This window comes from Hominibacterium faecale, assembly GCF_020734085.1.
Taxonomy (GTDB): domain Bacteria; phylum Bacillota; class Clostridia; order Peptostreptococcales; family Anaerovoracaceae; genus Hominibacterium; species Hominibacterium faecale.
Genome location: NZ_JAJAGH010000022.1, coordinates 1 through 22970, shown reverse-complemented (window position 1 = coordinate 22970; position 22970 = coordinate 1). Strand labels below are relative to the sequence as shown.

General features: G+C 46.7%; 28 protein-coding genes. 1 reads left to right on the top strand and 27 read right to left on the bottom strand.

Going from position 1 to position 22970, the window contains the following annotated elements; all coding sequences use genetic code 11:
• Window positions 1–87: 87 nt before the first annotated feature.
• From LG211_RS19725 to LG211_RS19625, 21 genes are all read right to left on the bottom strand, one after another.
• Window positions 88–738, bottom strand: coding sequence for a collagen-like triple helix repeat-containing protein (locus tag LG211_RS19725; RefSeq protein WP_269478292.1), 651 nt, complete (start codon window positions 736–738; stop codon window positions 88–90).
• A 13-nt stretch (window positions 739–751) separates the two neighbouring features.
• Window positions 752–1294: a collagen-like triple helix repeat-containing protein gene (locus LG211_RS19720; protein WP_269478291.1), complete on the bottom strand. Its 543-nt coding sequence runs from the start codon at window positions 1292–1294 to the stop codon at window positions 752–754.
• On the bottom strand, window positions 1281–3356 hold the full coding sequence (locus LG211_RS19715; RefSeq protein ID WP_253020149.1) for a phage tail spike protein: 2076 nt from the start codon (window positions 3354–3356) through the stop codon (window positions 1281–1283). The genes LG211_RS19720 and LG211_RS19715 overlap by 14 nt, the downstream gene beginning before the upstream one ends.
• On the bottom strand, window positions 3357–4064 hold the full coding sequence (locus tag LG211_RS19710) for a mtfA protein (RefSeq protein ID WP_269478290.1): 708 nt from the start codon (window positions 4062–4064) through the stop codon (window positions 3357–3359).
• Window positions 4061–8905, bottom strand: coding sequence for a phage tail tape measure protein (locus tag LG211_RS19705; protein ID WP_269478294.1), 4845 nt, complete (start codon window positions 8903–8905; stop codon window positions 4061–4063). The genes LG211_RS19710 and LG211_RS19705 overlap by 4 nt, the downstream gene beginning before the upstream one ends.
• Window positions 8906–8960: 55 nt before the next feature.
• Window positions 8961–9089, bottom strand: coding sequence for a Com family DNA-binding transcriptional regulator (locus tag LG211_RS19700; protein WP_269478293.1), 129 nt, complete (start codon window positions 9087–9089; stop codon window positions 8961–8963).
• Entirely contained in the window at window positions 9083–9667 is a 585-nt protein-coding gene (locus LG211_RS19695) for a bacteriophage Gp15 family protein (RefSeq protein WP_269478289.1), read from the bottom strand. Before LG211_RS19695 ends, LG211_RS19700 begins: the two co-directional genes overlap by 7 nt.
• Complete coding sequence (locus LG211_RS19690) at window positions 9664–10014, bottom strand: DUF6673 family protein (protein WP_269478288.1); 351 nt, start codon at window positions 10012–10014, stop codon at window positions 9664–9666. Before LG211_RS19690 ends, LG211_RS19695 begins: the two co-directional genes overlap by 4 nt.
• Before the next feature lie 14 nt (window positions 10015–10028).
• Complete coding sequence (locus LG211_RS19685) at window positions 10029–10538, bottom strand: hypothetical protein (RefSeq protein WP_269478287.1); 510 nt, start codon at window positions 10536–10538, stop codon at window positions 10029–10031.
• A gap of 15 nt (window positions 10539–10553) precedes the next feature.
• Complete coding sequence (locus tag LG211_RS19680; RefSeq protein WP_269478286.1) at window positions 10554–10982, bottom strand: chloramphenicol resistance protein; 429 nt, start codon at window positions 10980–10982, stop codon at window positions 10554–10556.
• Entirely contained in the window at window positions 10979–11314 is a 336-nt protein-coding gene (locus LG211_RS19675; protein ID WP_269478285.1) for a minor capsid protein, read from the bottom strand. Before LG211_RS19675 ends, LG211_RS19680 begins: the two co-directional genes overlap by 4 nt.
• The gene (locus tag LG211_RS19670) at window positions 11311–11724 is read right to left on the bottom strand and encodes a DUF6751 family protein (protein WP_269478284.1); all 414 of its coding nucleotides are present in this window, start codon (window positions 11722–11724) and stop codon (window positions 11311–11313) included. Before LG211_RS19670 ends, LG211_RS19675 begins: the two co-directional genes overlap by 4 nt.
• Complete coding sequence (locus LG211_RS19665) at window positions 11721–12068, bottom strand: head-tail connector protein (protein WP_269478283.1); 348 nt, start codon at window positions 12066–12068, stop codon at window positions 11721–11723. The genes LG211_RS19670 and LG211_RS19665 overlap by 4 nt, the downstream gene beginning before the upstream one ends.
• A 5-nt stretch (window positions 12069–12073) precedes the next feature.
• A complete protein-coding gene (locus LG211_RS19660; RefSeq protein WP_269478282.1) occupies window positions 12074–12205 on the bottom strand; it encodes a hypothetical protein in 132 nt (43 codons plus the stop codon).
• A 2-nt stretch (window positions 12206–12207) separates the two neighbouring features.
• Window positions 12208–13266, bottom strand: a complete 1059-nt coding sequence (locus LG211_RS19655) for a phage coat protein (RefSeq protein ID WP_269478281.1) — start codon at window positions 13264–13266, stop codon at window positions 12208–12210.
• Window positions 13267–13276: 10 nt separating this feature from the next.
• A complete protein-coding gene (locus tag LG211_RS19650; RefSeq protein WP_253020157.1) occupies window positions 13277–13867 on the bottom strand; it encodes a phage scaffolding protein in 591 nt (196 codons plus the stop codon).
• Window positions 13868–13999: 132 nt separating this feature from the next.
• Entirely contained in the window at window positions 14000–14344 is a 345-nt protein-coding gene (locus tag LG211_RS19645) for a hypothetical protein (RefSeq protein WP_148399093.1), read from the bottom strand.
• A 74-nt stretch (window positions 14345–14418) separates the two neighbouring features.
• Window positions 14419–14655 (bottom strand): hypothetical protein, encoded by a 237-nt coding sequence (locus LG211_RS19640; RefSeq protein ID WP_148399094.1) that lies wholly within the window; start codon window positions 14653–14655, stop codon window positions 14419–14421.
• A complete protein-coding gene (locus tag LG211_RS19635; RefSeq protein ID WP_148399095.1) occupies window positions 14652–16280 on the bottom strand; it encodes a phage minor capsid protein in 1629 nt (542 codons plus the stop codon). Before LG211_RS19635 ends, LG211_RS19640 begins: the two co-directional genes overlap by 4 nt.
• A gap of 5 nt (window positions 16281–16285) precedes the next feature.
• Window positions 16286–17689: a phage portal protein gene (locus LG211_RS19630; RefSeq protein WP_269478280.1), complete on the bottom strand. Its 1404-nt coding sequence runs from the start codon at window positions 17687–17689 to the stop codon at window positions 16286–16288.
• Entirely contained in the window at window positions 17689–19332 is a 1644-nt protein-coding gene (locus tag LG211_RS19625) for a PBSX family phage terminase large subunit (RefSeq protein ID WP_269478279.1), read from the bottom strand. The genes LG211_RS19630 and LG211_RS19625 overlap by 1 nt, the downstream gene beginning before the upstream one ends.
• A 178-nt stretch (window positions 19333–19510) precedes the next feature.
• Here LG211_RS19625 and LG211_RS19620 point away from each other — a divergent pair, with 178 nt between their 5' ends.
• On the top strand, window positions 19511–19852 hold the full coding sequence (locus LG211_RS19620; RefSeq protein WP_269478278.1) for a helix-turn-helix domain-containing protein: 342 nt from the start codon (window positions 19511–19513) through the stop codon (window positions 19850–19852).
• Window positions 19853–20043: 191 nt separating this feature from the next.
• Here the strand turns inward: LG211_RS19620 and LG211_RS19615 are convergent, their stop codons facing one another.
• From LG211_RS19615 to LG211_RS19590, 6 genes are all read right to left on the bottom strand, one after another.
• A complete protein-coding gene (locus LG211_RS19615; protein ID WP_269478277.1) occupies window positions 20044–20391 on the bottom strand; it encodes a type II toxin-antitoxin system HicB family antitoxin in 348 nt (115 codons plus the stop codon).
• 47 nt (window positions 20392–20438) lie between these two features.
• Window positions 20439–20663: a type II toxin-antitoxin system HicA family toxin gene (locus LG211_RS19610; protein ID WP_269478276.1), complete on the bottom strand. Its 225-nt coding sequence runs from the start codon at window positions 20661–20663 to the stop codon at window positions 20439–20441.
• Window positions 20664–20912: 249 nt separating this feature from the next.
• Window positions 20913–21293 carry a hypothetical protein gene (locus LG211_RS19605; RefSeq protein WP_269478275.1) on the bottom strand — a complete coding sequence of 127 codons (381 nt, stop codon included), beginning with the start codon at window positions 21291–21293 and terminating at the stop codon, window positions 20913–20915.
• Between the two features lie 181 nt (window positions 21294–21474).
• Window positions 21475–21687, bottom strand: coding sequence for a hypothetical protein (locus LG211_RS19600; RefSeq protein WP_269478274.1), 213 nt, complete (start codon window positions 21685–21687; stop codon window positions 21475–21477).
• Window positions 21688–21756: 69 nt separating this feature from the next.
• A complete protein-coding gene (locus LG211_RS19595) occupies window positions 21757–21954 on the bottom strand; it encodes a hypothetical protein (protein WP_269478273.1) in 198 nt (65 codons plus the stop codon).
• Window positions 21955–22110: 156 nt separating this feature from the next.
• Window positions 22111–22338: a hypothetical protein gene (locus LG211_RS19590; RefSeq protein WP_269478272.1), complete on the bottom strand. Its 228-nt coding sequence runs from the start codon at window positions 22336–22338 to the stop codon at window positions 22111–22113.
• Window positions 22339–22970 lie beyond the last annotated feature (632 nt).

The following is a 22970-nucleotide window of genomic DNA, read 5'->3' as shown; positions in this document are numbered from 1 at the left end:
CATCCATTTGCGTGTATTTTTACATGCCAGTCTCCGCTGTCATATTCCGCTATCACCGGATTGGTCAAAAACAGCTGTATTAACCTATTAAGATTTAGGACCCCCCCCCCCCCCCGACAAATCAATGCCTGCGGCCTGGGCAGCTGCGATGGTTTCGGGGGTTATGAGGTTTGCTAGGGATGTTACAGCGCTGTCGGCGGTAGTCTGTGCCTTTGATATATTTGATCTCATCGTATCCATGTTTGAGTCCATCACGGATTGATTTTTTTTGAGCTTGCCAAACAGCACCGCAAGCGTGTCGCCGGTCAGGATTTCTGACTTTGACGATGCCGGTGTAAATGTAATTGCCTGAGCGGAGATATTTGCAATCGTCCCCGCTGGCCCCTGCGGACCAACATCCCCCTTGTCGCCTTTATCGCCTTTGTCACCTTTTAGCCCTTTGATACATCCAACATACACCCATTTAGCCACGCTTGCGGCCCCTGCCACGGTGCAGCGATATACGTTGCCCGTACCTGTATTGAGATAGTAATCATCCAAGGCGGCCGCTGTCACGCCGCTGCCGCTAAAAATCGTAGCTGTCGTAGCCGTGCCAGTGATCTTATTGCCCGAATACCAGACAGAGCCGTGTTCTCCTCTTGCTCCCTGCGGGCCTGTTGCGCCGGTTTGTCCAGTATTCCCCTTGTCACCTTTATCGCCCTTAGGGCCCTTGATGTTACCTATCAAAGTTTTTGCCATTCTGATCTCCTTTCTATGTCAAAAAATATAGCGCTCCTGTTGCGCTGTCATACTCAAAATCAGGCGCTCCGCCATCCGCATGATTGGCCCACAAATTACCGTCTGGATCAACCGACATTGTAAAAAATGAGTTGACCGGTGTAGTAACACCACTCTCGCCGGGCGGCCCTTGAGGTCCTGTAATGCCTGCCGGTCCTGTTGCGCCAGTATCACCCTTATCGCCTTTTTCTCCCTTGTTCCCTGTATTCCCCTGCGGTCCAGGCGGCCCGATAAAGTCCCCATTGTCGAGCTTGCTCTGTACAGTATTTTTAATCTGCGTGGCCGCTTCTGCCGCTCGATCTGCGTTTGTTGCTGCGGTATTTGCTTTTGCTGCCGCCTGATCTGATTTTGTAATCGCCTGTGTGGCAGACCGCAAAACCGATTCGGCGGATTCCGCAACTGCATCAACGCCAGCCGTTGCTTTTTCGGCGACTGAGATCAAACTCCCTCTCACCTCTTCGCCATAGATCGCTTCTCTAAAATTCGCAATTTCCTGCGATATATCAATTTTTGCCAAGTGCCTTCACCTCGCTTTCTAGGACCGTAATGCGGTCATTTTGACTCTGTACAACCTTGACAAGATCGGCGATGATTTCGTCATACCGGACCGATGCAACCACTTTACTTTTTTGCGGATTCCCTTTGGCATCAAGCGGTTGTTTCAATTCAACATTTTCGTATACGCCCCACGTTCGTCCTGCCATAGCCTCTTTTACATCCTGAGCGACAAAACCATGCCGAACGGTTCCCGGATCGTCCTTATAGACGTACTCAACCGGTTTCAAGTGCATCAAAAATTCTTCAGATTCCGTGCTATCCAGCTCTTTTATATTCGTTTTAAGCGCCCTGTCTGAGCTGGCGATGGATCCCTTTGCGGCGTAAAAAGTGCCGTAAACGCTAAAATTGTCTCTAGCGATTCCGCTCCCCATGATGGACAAGACTGTATCTGGGTATGCGGTATTAGCTCCACAGGTTATACCCGAGTTAAAAATACTTACACCTGGCCCACCAACATCTATCCGATCAAATATGCCTGCTGGCGCCACGATCAATCCGTCACCACGGATATACATGATGCCGCCAAAGTTTTCTCCGCCGTCTGAGCTTTTTTGAACTGAAAACACCCATGAATCCGTTAGGCTTTTTTCCATAAATCTTTGGATGTACACACGGTAAACCGTTGTCCCATCATCAAAAACAAAGTCAGAATATATTGCGTTGTCATTGATAATCCATCCGCCTATTGTCCCAGCTTGCAGCTTTGCCGCCCTGATAAAGTCCGCAACCAGATTCCCGTCGATTGTCCAGGCGTTTTCATATGGACCGTTGATGCCGTTGCGGGAAAAACCTATACCATTTTTGTTGATCTGAATCACATTCACGGCCTTGTCTTTGTTCGGATCGTCCATAATCAGCAATCGCTCTGGGCGATCACCGGGCGGATCGAGAATCAGGTAGCCGCCCGAGCCCCCGGAAATGATGCTGACCTTCTCATTTGTGTATTGCTTTGCTTCAACTTGCCCGGAAACGACCGTTCCGCTGATTTTATCCGTCTCACCGCCAAGCGTAACCTCAAACTTATCCGGCTCAAAGAGCGGCCGGGTGATCTCTGTCACCTGAAAAGTGTCATCAATGCCGTGCGGCTTAGAGAGCATCGGCACCTTATAGCCGATTTTAAACTCATCGATTGACCGATCCAGCAGGCTCATGTCAACCGCCGTGGCCTGGATTGTATGTTTAGGCTTTGATACCTCTGTAAGCGTCTCTTTACCTTTTGCCAGCAGCTCGTTCTCGTCCTCAACATCGTCAAAGAAAGCCGTGCCCCAGATCAGGCCGTAAAGTTTGGCGGCCTCCTCATTGACCAGGTAGTTTTTTCCGTCATTTACATCCTCAATCGTGATCCGCTCGTTTCCGATTGCTTTGCCGAGGGGGATCAGAGCCGTTTTGATATCCGTGCCCTTGCTGCTTTTTGTCACTTTGAGCAGGTTTCGCCCGAATGTGATCGGCTGCGTTGAGACATGCGTGTATTCTTTGATGTAGTCCAGGTATCGCACGCCGTCGCTTTTCCGCACCACAAAGTGACCGCCGTACTTTGTCCGTACATTGTCGAGGGCCGCCTTGGTAGTCTGATAGTCATTGCTGGTCCGAGCCGTGTCAGCGTCATCTTCTTCCTCCACGTAAACATTCCCCAGCTTAAACTGTTTCCATCCGTCCACCTGCCGGTTATGATTGTCAATTAAAAACTCCAAAAACTCGATCAGTACAAAGTCCTCGTCGTAAGGCTGCTGGATACTATCAATCAGATAACCCATTTCGCCCTCGCAAACAATAGATCGAGTCTTGTCGCTTTCATCGTCGTTGTCAATGACCCGGCCTTCCCAGATCGGATCGTGATCCTGATAGATACGGATTTGTGTCCTCATTTGCACCAAGGCATCATACATCGGATGGTTCGGGTGGATGTCAAAAGTAAACGAGTCGATCTGGTCAAGCTTTTCTGACAGCATAGGATTGACGATCTGCCGTTCCTCTGCTCCGGGCACATGCATGTGCGTGCCATCTGCGGTTATGTAATACATCTATAGTTTTCCTCCTCTGTAGTCAATCGTCACCCATCCATATCCGGTAAAGGTTAACATCGTCTCCCTGTCGTGCAGGATAATATAAGGCACTTCCAGGGCCATATCTTTTTTGAGCTTGTATTTCCAGCCTTCGCATTCCACGATCATGTCCTGTGTCGGCGTAAAAACCGGGATGCAGGGCCGGACGGTCGGCGGGATCGTGACAACAAGCTCCCCGTCAACCCGCAGGTCTTTTGCTGTCCGGATCACGCCATCGGCAAAAGAAAACGGGTCCCAAAGCCAATCCTCTGCCGAGCTGGTCATTTCAAATTTATACGGATTCACGTCGCCGGACAGGGTGATCGTGCTTTCAGCTTTACTTGATTTTTCCGCATTAAATTTCAGCCGGCCTTCATAATAAAAGTGCGGGTCCAGATCAGAGACGATCCGGTACCGCTTGCCATGCAGGTAGTTTGCGATCTGGCTCTTTACGACCTCATATTCAAAATAATCTTGATCCGCAGATTCAAAGTTAAATTCCACGGCCCGCTGGTCAAAAGCCACATGACCGGTCATGGCCTCTGTGAGGTCCAACACTCCGCTACTGCCCGGTACTTCCACCTCTTTTAGCTGCGGCTCCGGAAATCCAATATTATAGGGCTCCAACCACCTGAGCCCCCAATCTTCGTATGTATGTTTTTCTCCAATTTTTAGACCCAGCATCATCCTCGCTCCTTTCGTTTTGCAATCTTTCCAAGTTCCTCATCCGTAAAAGTGGCCATTGCTTTTGCGGCTTCCCTGCCGTCGATATCGGAATGGACATGGATTTCATATACAACCCGCTGTTCTGATCGTTCTGGCTGCTGTGCTTGCAGTTTGACGATCTGCGTCTGCACGGATGCAGGTACCCTGCTCTGCTCCGCCACAACGGCGGCCTGCATCTTTGCGTACATAGCACCAGCGTCCAGTTTGGCTGCCGAAAATCGCTCCGCATACGTTTGAGCCACCTTGTCGGTTGTCTTGTAGAGCTGCTTCGCTTCCTTTTCAGTTCCGACCTCGGCGCCGACCATCGACAACTTTCCGATTTCTTTAAACACCCTCGACGGTGACTTGATACCCAAGGATTTTTTACACTGTTTAATAACCGTATTACAGATATCCTTGACCGCTTTTTTTGATTTTTTACTCTGACTTTTGAGCCCGCTCGCAAAAGCTTTTCCGACATTTTTGCCGAGATTGCTCATCTGCGTTTTAAGCTTGGACATTTCTGTATTGATTGCGTTTGAGTAGTTTGTCTGGATCGTTTGGATATCCTGAGCAAAAAACTCTGTCGATATACTATTCGCAAGTGCCTCTTTCTGCCGCCACTGCTCGACGTAGGTCGCAAATTGTGTATTACTCAGAGCAAGTAGCTGCTGCATGTATGCGTTCGCATCGTTCACGCCCATACCGAGGATTTCTTCCATCATTGACTCAGGTATCCGGCCTTTCAGACTGTTTAGGCCGTTTTGATACTGCCTCATCTGATCGATGTCGCTCTGTAAACTTCCGAGGGTATTCGTGTTCAGGTATTGATCTTCCAAAGCTTTGACTGTTGCCTGCTCACTCTTCCACTTGCTCACATACTCGTCAAACTTGCCGTCCTCCATTTTGAGCAGTTTGTTAATATATGAGTTCGCATCCGACACGCCCATCTTGAGGATTTCCTCCATCAGGTCATCCGGGATTTTCCCTTTAATGGCCGTGATGTTCTTCTGATACTTTTCAAGCGCCTTGACGTTTCGATTCAGCGCCGTCATGGGGTTGCCGCTATTGACCTCGTTCAGGCCAGACAAGTTGCCGGTCTTGGAGATCAGCAGATCGCCGGTGTCCATCAGCTTGTCACGCATGGCCTCGCGCTTTTGGATCAGCTCATCATATTTTGCTTGGTAGGTGTTTGACAGCTCTTCGATGTTTTTTTCAGCCTGGTCAATTAATTTCTGGCTTTCTTGCTTTAATGCTGACTCGTAAGCTTTTAAAATCTTCGATGATGCAGATTTCGCAGCAGACTGTTCGCTTTTATGCTTCTTTTTTAGTGCTTTCAGTTCGGCCTGATATGCCTTTTTCTGTTTGCCGGAAGATTTCTTGATCTTCTTTTCGAGTGCCTGTTCCTCTTTTTTGTCAGCTGTAACAATTGATTTTTGTTTATTTTCGAGGGTCTTTTTCAGGCTGTTGACTTCGCTTGTCTGGCGGGCGTCAATTTTCGACGTGAACGAGTCTGTAAAGTTCTTGCCAATGTCCGCAAAATTCCCTGTTGTGGCTGCTTGTTTTGCAGCATTGACGGTGCTGCTCATTAAACCGGAAGTTGTAGATATAAGATTGTTTTTTTCCGAATTGATACCTGCAACCACGCCAGCAACCATCATTTTACCGACTTCATTTTTAAATTTTCTTGATGGAGAATGGCTGTCAATTTCTTTTTTTGCAGCCTCCAAAGCATCTTTTGCCATTCTTGCAGCTGCTTCAATCAGCTTTGTATTAATGCCGCCCGCTGCCCCGGAGTCGATTGCTTCACCGATTTTTTTCGCTTCTTTTCCCTTCGCCTCACCCTTCTTATTTGCCGCTTCAACGACCTGCTTCATCGCTTCGCTTGGCTTCGTCTTGCCTGATTCAATGCTCTTTTTCAGGGCGTTCAGGGCTTCCTTTCCTCCCTTGCCTGCTCCCTTATACAGTTCATTAAATTGTATAAGGGCCTGCATTTCGTCAACGGCCTTTTTGGGTTTCAGTTTGCCACTTCGCAAGTTCTTTGTGAGTGTGTTAACAGCTTTTTTACCACCCTCCCCTGCGGTTTTTGACAATTTACTGAACGTACCAACGTTCTGCACATCCTCAACGCTTTGTACAACGCCATACTTCCCCGCACGGATGCCCTCAGCAAGCTTGTTGCTGATCTTTAAGCCGCTGTCTGCCATCAGAGCAATAAAGGCGTCTGTACTCCGCATGGCCTCTTCCCATTTTAAAGAATCAACCTGTATGCCGTTGTAGTATTCAACCTCCCTATTTGCTGCGTTCAGGTCTTTTTGCAAGTTTTTAACTGACTCATCGGCCTTGTTAAACTCCTCTATCTTGTCTGCATATTCGGAGCTCATGACTTTCCCACCGCGGCCGTTGGAAATATACTTTTCGCTGTCCGGAACGGAATCAAGTGCTTTCTTTGCTTCCTCCCGTGTGGCCTGCGCATCCTCCATTTCCTTCTGGAGTTTCATTTGTTCTGTCAGCGCTTCCGTGGCTGCTGTCTCCGCCGCTTTTGCCCTGGCATGGGCCTGTACTGCCGCTACGTTATTCCAAAGTTCATCGGTATTTTTATTTAGTTTGTCGTTTTCTTCATCGTATTTGAGATTTAGGTCTGGCATCAGCTTGTTGAGTTGATCCACATAGCTCTTTAATCGAGCCTTCTCGTCAGCCGTTTTCCTTGTCTTTTTAGCCAGCGACGAGATTTTGCCAGTCAAATCAGACGCCGCTGCTGCCTCAGCTTCTGTTGATTCAAACGACTCTTCTCTTGATTTTTTCGATTCCTTGTAGGCATCAGACAGTTCTTTGACTTTTTTTGCCTGCTTGTCTACGGCACTTGTGGCTTTGTCAGAGTTTCCCGCAAATGTCAGTAGAGCACCAGCTGCAAGTCCGACAAGCGTGATCGCAATACCCACCGGACCGCCAAGGGCAGTCATTGCACCGCTGAATAATGTAGTAGCAGCGGTAGATGCTTTTAGCTTTCCGGATAACACATTTGCGGCCACTCCTGCCGTTGTTGTCGCTTTTGCTCCATATAAGGTCGCTGTTGTTTTGGACCTCTCTGCCGTAGTGCCATAAAGCGTTGCGGTTGTTTGTGCCCTTGCGGCGTTAGTCCGTCGCTGCTCTGCCGACGTAGCTGCCGCACTGGCTATGGTCCCGGCTTTAGTCGCTACTGTATTCAGTTTTGCCGCAAGTGTCGCTGCTTTGGCTGACTGCACAACGGCGGTTTGTCCGGCCCTCAGAGCTTTCATAGATGTTACAACTTGATCTATAAATTTATAGCCTTTAAATGCTGCGACGGTTCCCGCAATCACCGGGATTGCCCCGGAGCATTCTGCTGCTACCTGCGCCATTGCATCCGCAATTTTTAGGACTGGTTTCGCTACGGATACAGCCGCCTTTGCGGTGTTCTTAAAGGCATTTCCGATACCTTTCGGTAACAGTTCTCCGACGCCCTCTGCCAGAGCTACTGCAACCTTTCCTGCTGCCTCTGCGATCTCTCCCCGATTCTCTATGATCCCATCTGCAAATGATTTTATAGTCTTGGCTCCAGCCTCAATCATATCCGGCGCCGCTTCTGCCATCTTTACAGACGCATCCGCAAGTACGGCACCCGCCTGCTCTGCCAAGCCGCTAAATCCATCTTTCTGGAATGCTGTTTCAAGTGATCCGACCATATCTGTCGCAGTATCCACAACTCCGCGCAAGGGGTTTTCGAGTGAATCGTACATGGATATTCCCAGATCAGTCGCAGTGTTTTTCAGGATTCCCAACTTAGATTCCAACGTTTCGTAGCGCTGTTTCGCCTCGTTGGTCAGTGCCGTATTTTCTTCCCATGCGCTATTGCCAGTTTGTAGTGCCTCCGTAAAGACGTCACTTGCCCCGGACGCTCTCAAAAGTGCATCCCTCATGCGGATGTCAGAAAGCCCCATTTCGTCAAGCGTTTGGATTGCGGAACCGCCATTTTCGTTGATCTGTCCCAGTCCTTGTATAAAGGACAATACCGCGCCGGAAGCATCTTCCTGGAATGCCTTCTTAAACTCTTCTGCGGACATTCCGGCAACTTTGCCGAACTGTTCAAGCTCTTTTCCGCCCTTTGAGGATGCCAGGTTCATTTTTGACAACAGGGTTGAAAATGCGGTACCGCCTGCCTCAGCCTCGATACCCACGGAAGATAACGCCCCAGAAAACGACATGATTTGTGCCTCAGTCATGCCAACCTGAGAACCAGCACCGGCGATCCTCAGAGACATTGCCACGATTTCAGATTCCGTCGTAGCTAAACTATTACCAAGATCAACAATCGTAGCCCCTAAACGGTCAAAATTCTCCTGTGGCATACCGGTGATGTTGGCTAGCCGCGCCAAAGACGTTGCTGCCTCTTCCGCACTCATATTTGTCGAGTCACCCAGCATGGTCATGGTTTTGGTAAAGGACAGGAGGGATTCATTTTTGATGCCTAACTGCCCGGCTGCTTCAGCTACCCCTGCGATCTCGGTCGCTGCGGTTGGCATTTCCTTTGCCATATCCCGGATGCCCTGCCGGAACTCCGCAAGCTCCTGATCAGTTGCATCAACAGTCTTTTTTACTCCTGCAAATGCAGATTCAAAGTCAATGCCAGATTTGACTGCAAGGCCAGCCGCCCCAGTGAGGGCAGTCCCTACTCCCGCAATCGCTTTGGTTGTTACCCCGAGTCCCGCCTTTGCTACTTTTCCAAGTTTTTTTAGCCCCGCCTCTATTCCGCTTTTATCTAATCCTGTTTCAATTATGACTTTACCGTCAGCCAATTCGCCCACCTCACTTTTATAAAAAAGCAAAGTAGGCTGGCTTAGCTGCTACGACGGCGCTTACCTATACTCTTCCCTTTGCTGGTATTTCAACTTTATTTATTTTTTTGCACCGCGGGCATTTGACTTCAATTTTTCCATATTCGGCAAGTAGCAAGGTATGCCCGCAGTGCTTACATCTTACTTTTACAATTCTACTTCACCTCGCTTAGCTGCCCCGGACAGATCGCCACCATTTAGGAGTATCTGGCTGATCTTGTCCTCTCGTTCTTTCTGCTTCTCCGATTTCAGCGCCGGAAGAGCATACTGCTTTTTCATTTTCCTGTAAAACGATTTCTCATTTTTATCCATCCCTTTGAGGTCCGCTGTCCGATACTGCATGATCTTACAAATCTCACAGTTGTCCGAAAGCCCGTCAAATAAAGCTTTAAACTTCCACCAGTGTAGGTCATCTTCGTAAAGATCGATTCGATATTGCTCCAAAAATGCAGCATAAATATACCTAAAATCATAGTTCAGATCGCAAGCCCGCACATTCGACCCCGCTCCGCCCTTTCTTTCATCTTCCCCGCATCGATAAAACCAAAGAATGTTATCAAGTGCTTTTTCGAGGTTATGAGGAACTCCAGCAGGGTAATATAATTGAAGAATCTTATCCCAAGGCGGCTCTTCTTCGATCAGCAGTTCCTCAAAACGCAATCCGGCGCGAAAATCCGTATTGATCGGATACTCCGCGCCGGCTATCGTTACTGTTATTGGAAGCGCGATCATTTTGCTTTTTTAGGGAGTCTTTTAACAAAACTATTGTCATGCTCGTTGATTACAATATTAAGTGCCTCAAAAACGCCAATGCATGAATCGATATTGTAATTCTCCCCGAGCGCACGAATGGCTGCACCTTCTCCAAACAGACGATCCATAAATGCGTACACTTCTTTACACATTCCCTCGAAATGCTCTAACAAATCCCGCTGTTCTTTTTTACTTGCCTCATACTTTGCGTCGATTGAATTTGCTGCTTCAAGGTACTGATCAAGCGCATCACAATACTTTCTGCGGGTTGCTAAATCGGCTGCGTCAAACGGGAATGTCTCTTTTCCAATTGTTATATTTTTCATAATAGATTCCATCCTTACTTACCTGCGATCGCATTACCAGTCGGCGTAAACGTCTTTGTGGTTGTATCAAAGGTCCCTTCTTCGATATCCCCGATACCGTTCAGATTCCCTTCTACGCCCATTTCTCCATCATTATCCGGGAAGCTGGATACTTCAACAGCTACCCTTACATGTCTAGCCCGAAAGGTATTTTCCTTGTCTGCCACTGGCTCATCCAGATGCACGGTAACAAAGTCCCGTTCAGCGGCTTGTCCAATTTTCTGCGTCTGACCAATCTCAACAAAATCTTTAATAACCGCTTCGGACAAAATCTGATCCGCGGAAAAGGTTTTCACCCACTCATACCCGCTGATCGATTTCGATTTGCTTTTCATGTTGATATATTTTTTGTCCGCTACCTGCGCGCCGGGCTCCTCGTTGGCTTCTTTAAAGCCGGTCCCCATTAGTTCGTATGCATCTGCGACCTTCACATATTCTGCCTGATCGACTCTGTTTTTAACGCCTGTGTTTACTGCATCTGCCATAATTTTTTACCTCCATTATTTTTTCTGTAAATAAACTAACCGGCACTGGATACGATACTGCGCTTTGTCGACGCCCGTATCATATGCATAGCCGGTCGATGTAACTTCAATCTTCTTTGCCGTTTGGTTCTCTCCCAGGGTCGGCAAATTCCCTTTTTCTGTGCATTCCTCCAGCCACGCCGCAAAATCATCAAAGAAACCGATGTTCTCAAGATTCTGCTTTACATTGCTGCCGTAAGCCTCCCGCGTGGAGAAGGCAAAGATGCACTGCCGATCCGTATCGCCGTTAATGTACCGCTTTACAATCGGCTTTCCGGTCACCGCCTCGATCATGTAGGCTGTATCATCTTCGGCCAGATAATCTACCCCGATGCCCTTGTTAAACTCATCTAAGCACGGGCAGCCCTTTATAAACTCCCGGATTGCTCCGATTACATTGCTCATTTTTCTGCTTTCCCTCCGATAAAATTCGCTACGCCCGTCACAATCTCTTCGCCGCGATCTGCCATCATCCGTTTATCCCACTCTTTTCCACGCAACCCCTTGCCCTTGTTTTCGAAATACTGTTTCTGGGCGTAGGGCTGCGGGTAAGTGATTTTGTTTGGGTCGATTTGCTTCGTGTTTTTCAGCATGCCGGTGTCCATCGGCACATATGGGTCACAATGCCTGGCAACTTCATGGGTAAAAAACAGCTGCGCCTCGCCATCTTCTTCCAGATCACGCCGGGAGAGGATTTTTTCAAACGGATCAAGATCAAGCCTTACCTTTACGCTCATTTCGCCGTCACCTCCCAGTGCTGCATGTTCGGGCTGCCAAAGTCGTTTGTTTCGACGGATACAATGGTCATTACATCGTCATGCTGCTGCCGCAGCGCCTTCTCGTTGTGGCCCTTCTCTCCGGTCAGCTCAAAGTCAACCAGACCACGCACGACGAGATCGCCGTTATTGAGCGTAAAATGACCGGCGCGATCTTCCGCCCACAAAAACTCGACGGGCTTTAAATATCCGGTCGTACTCTCGAACGGGATGAGGATTACAGTCAAGTCTGCACTGATTAGTTCAGTTTCCCCGACATCCACTTTCTTTCCGTCCTCCCAAAACACATCCTCAATTTGTGTGCGCTGCCAGGTAGGGCCGTCGGGGCCAGGGATTTGATTGTACAGCGTTAAATCTGCGTTTGTTATCATTTTCCCACCCCACGATATAAAAGCCCGGTATTCGCAAGATACGGCTGTATCACCGCATACATTTTCTTTTCCACTGTCTTTCTCGTGTCGTAAGTTATAGACAGCTTTCCAACACTTTCAGAGCTTTTCCCACCGCTTTCTTCGTGTTTTAGGATCACCTCCGCAGCGGCGCATACTGCCATTTTCGCCTCGTCCGGTACATTCTCCGGGTCAATGCGGTTAAATGTAACCATATTGATAAAATAGCTTGCCTTTAAAGACAATGCACGAAAGGATGGTTCCGGTATTACTTGTCCGAGATACTTGTCTTTATAAAATCTATAATCTACATATCCAGCCAACATAGCCATCACTCCTTTTCGGATTTCTTTGCAGCCTTTTTCTTCTCCTGTATCAGTTTGTCATAAGCTTCTGCTTTCTTCTCCAGACTATTAAGATGATCCAGGGGAATAATATCCCCCTGTTTCCATATTTTTGTCATGTTTACCCCCTTGTAATAATTCGTGCGATCGGTATCGCTTTATGCGGGAAATAGTCTTTGGAACTTTCGTTGCTATTTGCAAGGCTCCATTTGCTCCCAGTTTCCAGCTGCGCGTCAGTCGGGGAAATGATACTGCTATCCGTAAAAGAAATTCCGTATGGCGCAAAAATCTTTCTCTGCCTGGAATACAGCGTATCCTGACCGCCGTTCTTGGCTGGGTCCCTATCGGTTTCATATGGTACTTTAGCCCCGCAATCAGTAAACTCGATTGCTCCGTCTCCAAGCACATAAGACGTGTACTTGGTGTACGCTTCTGCGCCTTCTGCTGCCGCCACATCTTCAACCGGCATTGCATCGTCGATCAGGATTAATTTACCGTTGATCGTCGCTAGTCCGGTTGGTCTTTCCACACCATCTTTATCCGTGTATTTCAGATATTCGACCACGTTCATGTTCTCCAGGTTAGTCGCTACGACGCTGTGCATAATCGCGAGTGAAAATTTTGCCTTATTGTCTCCGAGCGCCTGTTGTATTGCTGTATTTAAGGTTGTCGCCCCAAACATTCCCGCATCGCCTGCATTCGCCGAAACATCATAGGTATGTCCATCTACAAACTTCTTGTTTTCGGCACCTGTCATGCTAAAGATTCCCTTTAAAACAGATAACAAAGTAAGCTGATCCACCTCGTCCCAGTATTCGCCAACCTGCTGTGCGACCTGCTCAAGAAAATCAACGCCGCCCGTGATATCATAACTAAAATCTTTTTCTGTCCAGGCATCCGCGCGGCCTACAACGATCCTACCCTGTGTATAGGTCGTGGATGTGTTCGCCGTGATGTCCGTCCCGCCGTCATAATTCTGCCGCGATCCCGTAATTCTTGCAAAGATCGGGATGGTAGCGTAATTTCCGCCAACCTGATCCTTAAACTGCTGTGCAATATCGTCTCTGCGCCGAATCGCCTTCGACTTAATCAGTTCATTCCGATTAAGATTCGGTGTTTTCTCAACATATTTTGCAAACACCTCCGGGTTAAAATTCTTTTTGTCAAAAATACTTGCCATGTTTTACCTCCTAAATTAAATCATCGATGTTCGCGTCCGGATGCTCGTTTTTATATTTCATAGCCTCCGAAAGCGACATTTTTCCTTTTGGCTTTGTTCCTCCTGTAGGTCTTGTGATAACTGGCTTTTTCTTATCCTCTTCGCTCACAAAAGCAGTCGGGTTCTTCTCGGCCAACTCTTTCATAAAATCATCCGCTCCGAGGAATTTGCCATCTTCAAGCTTCAATTCCTTTTCCTTGAACTGCTGTATGGCTGCCGCCTTTGCAAGGTCGGACGTAAACTCGAAACCCTCAAAATACTTTTCGGTCGCCCAGTCCTTTTTCATCTGCTCAAGTTCCGCTGACGCTTTTTCCTGTGACGCTTTGTTTTCTTCCTCTAAAGCTTTGATCTTCTCTTTCATTGCCTCGGCATCACCGGCAACCTCTTTCAGTTCTTCCAGCTGCTTATCTCGTTCTTTAAGCTGCTCTTCAAACTGTTTCCTTCCTTCATTCACCTGATCGTATCTTTCTTTTGATACAAACAGATTTCCGATCTGATCCGAGATTGCCTTCTCGATTTCCTCTGTCCAGTTTTCACCTAAAATAGTTTTCAGCCATTCCATTATTTTTTCCTTTCTCCGCTTCCCTTTTTTCCCGGCCAGTCCCGGTATTGCGGCGCCCTGTTTCCCCGGGGCACGGGTAATTTTTTATATAACAAAAAACCAGCCGTTTTGACTGGTCTTAAGTAACCTGTTTTACATACATTCCGCTTGTTTAAATGCCTTGAAAAGTTTTGGAGACTGTAATGCTAACCAGTCTATCATTTCCTCATTTGTGGCCCAATTCTCCGTGCCCATTGAGGATCCATGCAGTCCAGATTCAAATAAAAATGCGTGTATGATCTCATGCCGAACTACTTGCTTCCGATAATTCATTAAATCCCGTACCGCATTGGGATCGTTGGCATGCTCTGTCATTTCGTCAACCACCAAAACGCATACACTGTGATCAAAATAGCCGTCACGGTCTTTTAACGTCGGATCGTCCGATTGTTTCCTAAACTCAATTGTATATTCCGTTCCTAATACGTCTACTTTCATAAAACCTCCTTAAACTTTTGCAATAAAAGACCCCGGGCCCGAAGGCACCGGAGTATGCTCTCTGATCTTATTTGCTATTTGCCGATCGTAATGGATTTTCCAAAATACTTTACAGCATTTGGAACATATGCAGCACCATTACCACGCTGCCCAGCTCCACAAGCCGTACATTCCAGTACACTGCCCATTGTCTTCTTGTTAAATACAAATTTAAGTGTTCCACCGCATTCTGGACACCGTAACGCGGCTATTTCGTCTTTATTTCCGTCAAACAATATGTCGTCTATATCTTCCCACGTTTTTTTAATCATTTCAAACCTCGCATTCTCAAATATCTTGCAATAACCCGATTAATATAGTCATGGCGAGCCTTGTCTCCTGCATTATTCAACGCCTTAAACCTCTTACTTTTATAATTCAGGGCTCGTATTAAAATTTTCGCTTCGAGCTGTTCGTGTAAAAGCGTGTCAATTAGCTCTAGGTCAGAAGCATTTTTCTGCTTACCGATTTGAATTGACGTTACATTGATCTCGCCCCACGGAAAAGACTTGTATTTCGTAACTCCATTATATCGCAACTTATTGTTTGCCGCCGGAGGAACAACAAAACGGATATGCGGGAGCGATTCTTTTATCACCCGATCAATTCTATCTTGTGTCACTTTTACAGCGGAATTTGCAGCCTTTAAACGCTCGTTCCGCCTTACTCTTATTATATCATTTTTGGGGCCTTGATTGTACTTTTTATTCGCCCAAGCTGCTTTTTGGCTGATGCTTTTTCCAAACTCGAGTAATTGATGACGTTCCGGCTTTATACGGATACCCGCAGCCCTGCTAAAGTCTTCGTACAGTTCTTTCTGCCGGTTCAGCTTAATACTGGCAGCAGTAAACTCTTTTTTCTGCCCTGCCGCATCATACCCGACCAGCTCCCGCTTTGTCTGCCTGATTCTCGTCTCAAGCTCCCGCTGCCGTTGTGTGGCCTCATAATAAGTATAACGCTTCCCGTCATATGTAAATGGAGGCGGGTCGATATTGCGCAATTGCTCATCGGTATAAGCCCTGGTTGATATCCCTGGAAAAAACGCAAAATAGCTATGCCGACAATTCCAGCCGCCGAGTCCCGGGCCTGTCCCGTAGCCGGTAGCAGATACAAAATCAGGATAGCCGCCTTTTGCCCCGCCAACATGATAAACTTGCCCTTGCCAGAGCTGGTGCTCCGGCCGCGCTCCCATGTGCGCGGTTGTCTCTACATACTCCAGCCCTAAATCGTCCATAATCTGATCGGTCATGCGCAAGTTGAGCTGGTTCGTGCCGGTTAAGATCGCCCGGCGTGCTGCCACATCTACTCGATTAACATGCCCAGTGGCGTAATCTACATACCTCAGCCCGCTACTTGCCATTTCCTTGACCGCATACCGGGTTGATGTTTTCCAGTCCATCACGCCGGTTGTAAGCCGCAGGGTGGCCTGATTTAAGGTATCTTGATAAAAACGTGCAATCGGTTTAAATACAATGCCATTTGCCTGCTGTACGGCAAAGCCCATGCTCCGGGTCAGATTTTTAAAATCGCTTTGTGTCTGCCGAATACCAGCCCCAAGAATATGTGTCAGCGTTGCTGATTTTGCAAGGTCAATCGGGTTATATCCGGCTGCCTTATAGATCACATTGTCAGCAGCAATGGACTCATCAATCGCATCCCGGATCACATTATCAATATCTCCTATTGCCGAGTCAGTTACCTGATTAATGATCCGCTCAATGCGGTTTAGGTCCGTGCCCATGCCAAGAGCCTTATTTAGCTCCATTACAGATGTGTCCGTAAGCCCGCCCTCTTTGGCAATTCTTCGGGCAATGTCGGCTATGATAAAATCCTCTAAGTCCTGTAACTGCTGCACAAACGACTCAGGGATTGCTTTTAATTGCTCAGGAGTTAGCATTTACATCACTCCATATCATCCGGGTCCTCTGTAAGTTCCCTCCGCTTTGGCATCATCTTCAACGCCTCATCTTCGGTGACCCCGTATTTCTCCATGATATATAGCTCAGGACGGATAATGCCGGACGCAACATCAACTTGCATAGAGGCTAATTCCTCTTTTTTGTCCACGATAATCGAATCGTCCCAGTTAAAGCTGACCTCGTAGTTATCTGTAACCGGAAGATCGTAAATTTGACCGATCTTGACCATCGCATACAGCAATTCTTCCAGCGCCGTCTGTAGCGCTTTTTGTGTATCGCTAATCATTTGCCAAGAGCGCTGCTTAGACGACTTTATTTCCTCCGCAGTCTTATCTACATTCTGCGGGTCCGACAAAGTGCCATAGGCCAGGCCACAGTCAAATTCCACTCGCTTGAGAATATTGTTTAGCCCATTAAATAAGCTCGTGTCCCGAAATGCAGGTGAAAACACCTCGATCGCTTTCCCCCTTGCGCTGTCATGGTCAAAGGTCCGATATAGCCGCTCTTTTCCTTTCGGCAATATCCATTCATCGAAATCATCTTTATTAAAACAATCTACAGAGGCATGGACCGCCAGCTCACCACCTTCAAACTCCCAAAGAATCCGCGACCATTGCTTGTCCGCCTCTTGAATGTTTTTTACTGCTCTGGAATATACGGATACGCCAAGCGGAGAATCTGGGTCAGTTGTATTTGCCAACGGCACCTTGAAATATCCGAATAAGCATTGCTCAATATTGGAAATTTCCAGCTCCGGTTCAAGATCGGCCCATTCATCCACCGCTCTCAATTCTATTTCTTCCCCAAGTGTCTTTATGTCCGCCGCATCCTTTGTTGTGCTCACATACGCCTTGTTCGTAATGTGGTATGTCTGATCTTCCAGTGTATGCCGCTCAAGTCTGGTATACGTCTTCTCCCCATCAATCTTTGTTTCCGCAAATACGCAATCGGTAATCTGTTTGCGGCCATTAAACGCGATTGGAAAGAAGCTGTCTGCCTTGGATGCTTCAACCGCTATACAGTTCCCATCTACATAAGGTTTCAGGATCAGGCCGCCCCCAGCACATCCAAACTCGCAGTTTTCTCGCAAATGCCGAAGCACTTCCTGATATTCTTCATTCAGGTAGTCGCAACCAGATACTTCTGATTCCAGTTCAAGCGTCGTAAGCCGCGCCACTTCTGATGCAATGTCAGCGGCCAATCCCATGCTCTTGGTATTATCGTCGAGCCACGACGCATCATCTGCAAACATCTTAAGCCATAGAGTTATACCGTCCGCCATCTCCTTGCTGACCGCTATATCGACATCAAGTTCATTTTCAATTTTGCTCGTATCAAACATTCTGCTTACCACCCTCTTTACAAATCCTTTTATCCTCTCAAACATTACTGCCCCCTTCTGCGCCATACCTCTTCCATCGCATACCGGATTGCGTCAATATGATGATTATCGCGGTCAGGATAGCCGGATATCACTTGATCGTCTTTATCACGGTCATATTCGTAATTTAAAAACTCTTCAGCTGTATGTGGCGTCCGTCTATTGTCAATCACGATCTCACTTAATGATTGCAGCCATTTCATCGAGTAATCGACGCTTCCAGGGCCTTTTATTGCATTGCGGGCAAATATACCAAAGTCTTTATAATCGGCCGTGGATTTCTCTTCTGCGCTGTCACAAACCACTTTGTCATTCGGCTTTAGACCATGCTCTTCTTTCAGGATTCTTGCCGTTTCCTCATTCTTTGTACGGCGCTTTTCGTCCTCGTCAATAACGTACAATCTATGTTCTGCCGCGCAATAATAAACCGCATTATAGGCCCACGGGTCAGGATACCAGCCCCAGTCGACACCACGGTAAATGCGATCCATGCGGGCGATCTCTTGGTTGGTAATCTCGCGGATGGTCACATTATCAAATACCATTCCGCCTGTACCGTTTGCGACACCCATGTATTCGTTTTCGTAGGCGGTTGGGTTGACCAGCTTCAAAAACTCCGCCTCGTCAATAAACGGTTTCCCTAGCCATGCAGGGGGCACATCCAGATAGTTACTTTCCGTAACCAATCGGTTTTCCTTTGGTATTTTGACGTATTTATTCGCCCAGTTACTTGCCGTTTTCGGCGGGTTGAAGGACTTAAAGATATATGCTTTATCCCCGCCACGAATAACAGACTGCTCAATTTTCCTGACCGCTTCCGGCCCAACAAACTGGTCAAGCTCCTCCAGCCAGAGGACTCCAATATATCCAAACGGCACCTTGATCGACTTAAACTTACCCGGATCATCCGCACCCCTGAAATAGATTTTCTGACCCGTGCCCTTCCGGGTGATCTCCAGCGGGCTGATTCCGCATTTAAACTCATCGCTTAGCCCTAATGCCTCTATCGCCCATACCATCTGTTGATATACGGAGGTCCGCAGCGTATCCGCGACTTGTCTACCTACTACGGCGTGCAGTTCCGGGTTCTTCATAATCAGGTCTATAACGGCAAGGCTCACAAAGGACGATTTTGTGGATCCTCTGCCGCCCGGAAATACATATTCCAGATACTCGTTATTCTCAATAGAAAAAACCACCGGAGCGAACTTTGGAATGATCATGGTGGCCGGTATGCCAGCATATTCTTTTTCTTCTGCCCCCTGTGGCTTTAATTTTTCAATCTCTACTCTTGCCTTATTTACCTTTACTTTCTGCTCGGTAAACTTATCTATCACAATTCCAAGCGTGGTCGCTGTTTGCATCAATCCGGCCTTCTGCAATTTCTTTTCGTCTTGAAGGGCTGCAAGGCATTTATCTATAATCTTCTCAACGTCGCCTTTCTTTGTGTCCATGTAGTCCAAAATGTCAGCAGTGTTCTGTTCTTTTTTTTGTTCGGCTTTTGTCGCCACATCAGAATCTCTTTTAATGATCCTCCGAACGGTTGATTCTGCAATTTTATATTTACGGGCTACCTGACAATAGTTCCCACACTCTATATAGTCAGCTGTAATTTTTTTTCTTTCTTTGTCTGTTAGTCTCTTTCCCACATCACCACCTCTCAATCTTTTTGTATATTTTTTCGTCAAATTGCGTCTTTTTCTGTCATTATTTTTTCTTTTCTTATGAGGAGTGCCTACATACCAAACTATCAGTACGTTATATTGTTTTAACAACCTGTATTTTTCAGTACGCCATCCCTATTATTGTAGAAGGAAGGAACATACTATGACTTTACAATCTAATTTGTCAAATGTGATAAACGCGATCCGTAAAACTCGCGGTTTAACAATCACTGAATTCTCTGAAGAACTCGGTATCTCTCGCTCGGCCATGCAAACCCTTTTGAACGGAAAATGCAACCCCAGAATGGACACGCTTGAGCAAATTTCTGACCGGCTCAACGTTGATCCATCCATTCTGATTTCTTCTAACTTTTCGGAAGAAGAATGGAAGCTCATTTTCTTGTTTTTCAATGGAATCGACGCATTCTGTCAGTTATCCGAAGAGGATAAAAGGAACGCCGCCACTTTGATTTGCGAGTTACTTCACGTATTCATGAAAAAGTAATCAAAATCGGCTAAAGAAAAGAGCCCTCAGAAATGAAGGCTCCCTCAGCGCTGTATAAGCAGGGTGGGCACTCTCTTTGTACAGCGCTTGCTTCCATTGTATCCCAATGAATCCATAGTGGATAGTGGGAATGTTTGGTAAAGAAAAGAGACAGGCACGGGGCTTGTCTCTGTGTGGTTATAAGTATCTTTTTAACCTTGTGATAGTTTGTATAATGCGTATTGATTTAGGCTAACGCCTTCCTCAGACGCCTCAATAGCGAGTCTTCGATGTAAACTTTTAGGCAATCTCAAATTGAACTTCCCGCTATACTCCTCAATATCTTTAGGTTCTGGAATTGGAAGTCCACGTTCTAATTTTACTTCGATGTACCCTTCCATAGCTTCATTCAAATTTTCATAAAGCTCTTCGGGTGTACTTCCTGTACTTTGGCATCCGTCTAATTCCAGTATTTTTCCGTAGAAATAATGACCAGTATCGTCATTCCTTTCCTGAACTACCCTGGTGTATGGTAAATTCATATACTCTTGCAGTTTCATTTGTCCTCCTCCTTTTCATAAACGTCCGTTTTTTCTTTACTACATAACTACTCTCCTATTCTTGACAATATGTCCTCTATGTATGCCCTTTTCAATGGGTTCTCCTGCTTTATTGTTATCACATCACCAGTACCATTGATGTAATGTTTGTGGCTCCCTTTTTGTCTTGCGACTTTATAGCCATAAGCCTTTAGAACCTTCTCCGCCTCCTCTGGCCTTATATTATTGGGGCCGTTTTTCATCTTCTCAATAATCTTCTTAACACTCGCCAATAGCTCCCCTCCTGTCTTTAATGTATTTTCTTGTTTATATAGTACCATATTCGGTACTATATTTCAAGTATTAATACCTTATTCGACAAAAACAAAAACTCCCCGTTCCCAGGAAGTCTCTGTCAGTTATTAAAGTTTGAGGAGGATTTAAAATGTCTTGTATCCATTTCTGCTCAATACCATAATATCATAAAATCTTTACCCCAGGGTTCGGTTCGTTGCCCCCATGTTCGGATTTTATAAATATTTTTAAATCCAATATAATTTCTCGGCCACTTTACATAAAAACTTTGTCTTGTATGTCCACCAAGTGGTACGCCCTGCGATGCTAGGGTATGGAGTTCTATATACAATGTTGTTCCAGATTCCTTCCCGGTACTGTTCCGGAATTTCCAGTTTCGACTGTTCAATCGCCTGAATCTTTTTAAACAGTTCCGCCCGCTTGATCGCCTCCTTAGAGGTAGGGTCGCTTGTATTACTCCCTCTTGGCTGCCCATCTGGCGGTCCCGGACTATCCCAGATCGCATTATCATATTCTAACTTCATGCGTTCGTAGTCCCGGATCAGCCACATGACCTGATTGGCCAGATTATCCGGTAGTCCGCAGCTCTTCGGTATGTAGTCTCTCAATCCTTATCCCCTCCTCACCCTCTTATCCACCGTATCCCTTTTATACCCCGACCACCCGGTATCCTTAGCCCGCTCTGCCCTGATCCGCTCTCTACGCTCAATTCGGGCCTGCTCCCAGTCGGCGTAGTACGGGCAGCGGGAATGGCAGCCTGGGGTTCGCTCGGGGCAGGATTTACAGGGGTTAATCATTTTGCACCTCTCCACAATCGCTTGCCACAAACTCATATCCGGCACCATCACTGTGTCCATTGCCGCTGCATCCGTCTCCGTTTTGGAGATTGTGATAGTGTACAATTCCGCTGTCATCAACCCATATGCTATCATGGCAATCGTCTCCAACTCTATGTATTTTCCCGCTATGCTTGTCTAACACATACAGATCAGTCAGTGCCATCACCGCTCACCTCCACATCATCTGGTACGTCCTTCAGCGATTCCTTTAATTCTTTTACTGTAATGTTTTTCATTCCGCTTCCTCCAATTCTGCCATATGCTTAACTGCGCAGTAATATCCTTTTGCACCCATAGCCTGTAAAGCTGCTACTATATTTACAGCAACATTATCATTTCGATTTACCCATTCCTGCAAAAAATCAACCGTGTAAAGCCGATCATTTAGCCTGTTCACGATCTCTTTTTCTTTTTTAGTTAATTTAATCATTCATACTCTCCAATTCTGCCATTTCAGGCGTTGACCACACTTGCAGCAACATGTTTCATTAAAACATGTTGCAAGTTCATTTCATCGCAGCACTGTTCGGATATTTTAAATGGAGCATCTTTGAGATAATGCCATTTATCCGACACTTTTTGAGAGCTACAGTAAACCAACTTCCATTTTGACAATTCTGTAATTTCCGTCGTCACAAAGCACGGCGTCATATATAGTATCGCCAATTTTAACATCGTATGGCAATTCCACCAGCCGCCCCTGCTCTGCAAGGTCCTCTATCTCTGCTAACCGCTGCCACCCCGGGTCGTTGCGTCTTGTCTCAGCTCCGATCTGTACCGCATGTTTACCATGTCGCTTTGTTAATCTCTCCATAGCTTTATTCCTCCTTCCTCCCCGCAAAGCCATTTTTTAAAATATCTTGTGGTCTCTGAGTTTTAACGGCTGCTCTGCGGGGACTATGTATTCCAACCCGCCTTAATTTATCTATGGAATTTGACGCTTACCGGCGGGTGTTTGGTTGTCAGCTAATTTTGTACATTACCAACCATTCTAAGCGTTTCCGCAATCTGGCGATCTCTGTAATGTAACCCATGTTTCTGTGCCTCTCGTTCTTTGTCAAAAGCTCCACTCGGGCGTATATCCCGCATTGTCCGAATTTCTTTACGACTCGAATCTGCTTTAATTACAGCTCGATCTTTTAACAGATATGACCGATTTCTACATGCTTGAGAGCACATCTTCGCCGGACGGTATCTCGTTGTAAATTCTTTCCCGCAAATGATACAGGTCTTTTTAAAGAGAATCGACATGGTAGCGCCCGCGGTTGGAAGATTCAGTACTTCGGAATAATGCTTCAGGCCACCCGATCTATTAATTGAGTCATAACATGTGCTATACTTCCGTATCTCCCTCGCGCTGGGGAGACGGTCTGACAGCCCTAAAAGCTTCATGACCCGCCGTATCTCAGAAATTATTTTTTCTTCGGTCCATTTCTTTTTTGACAT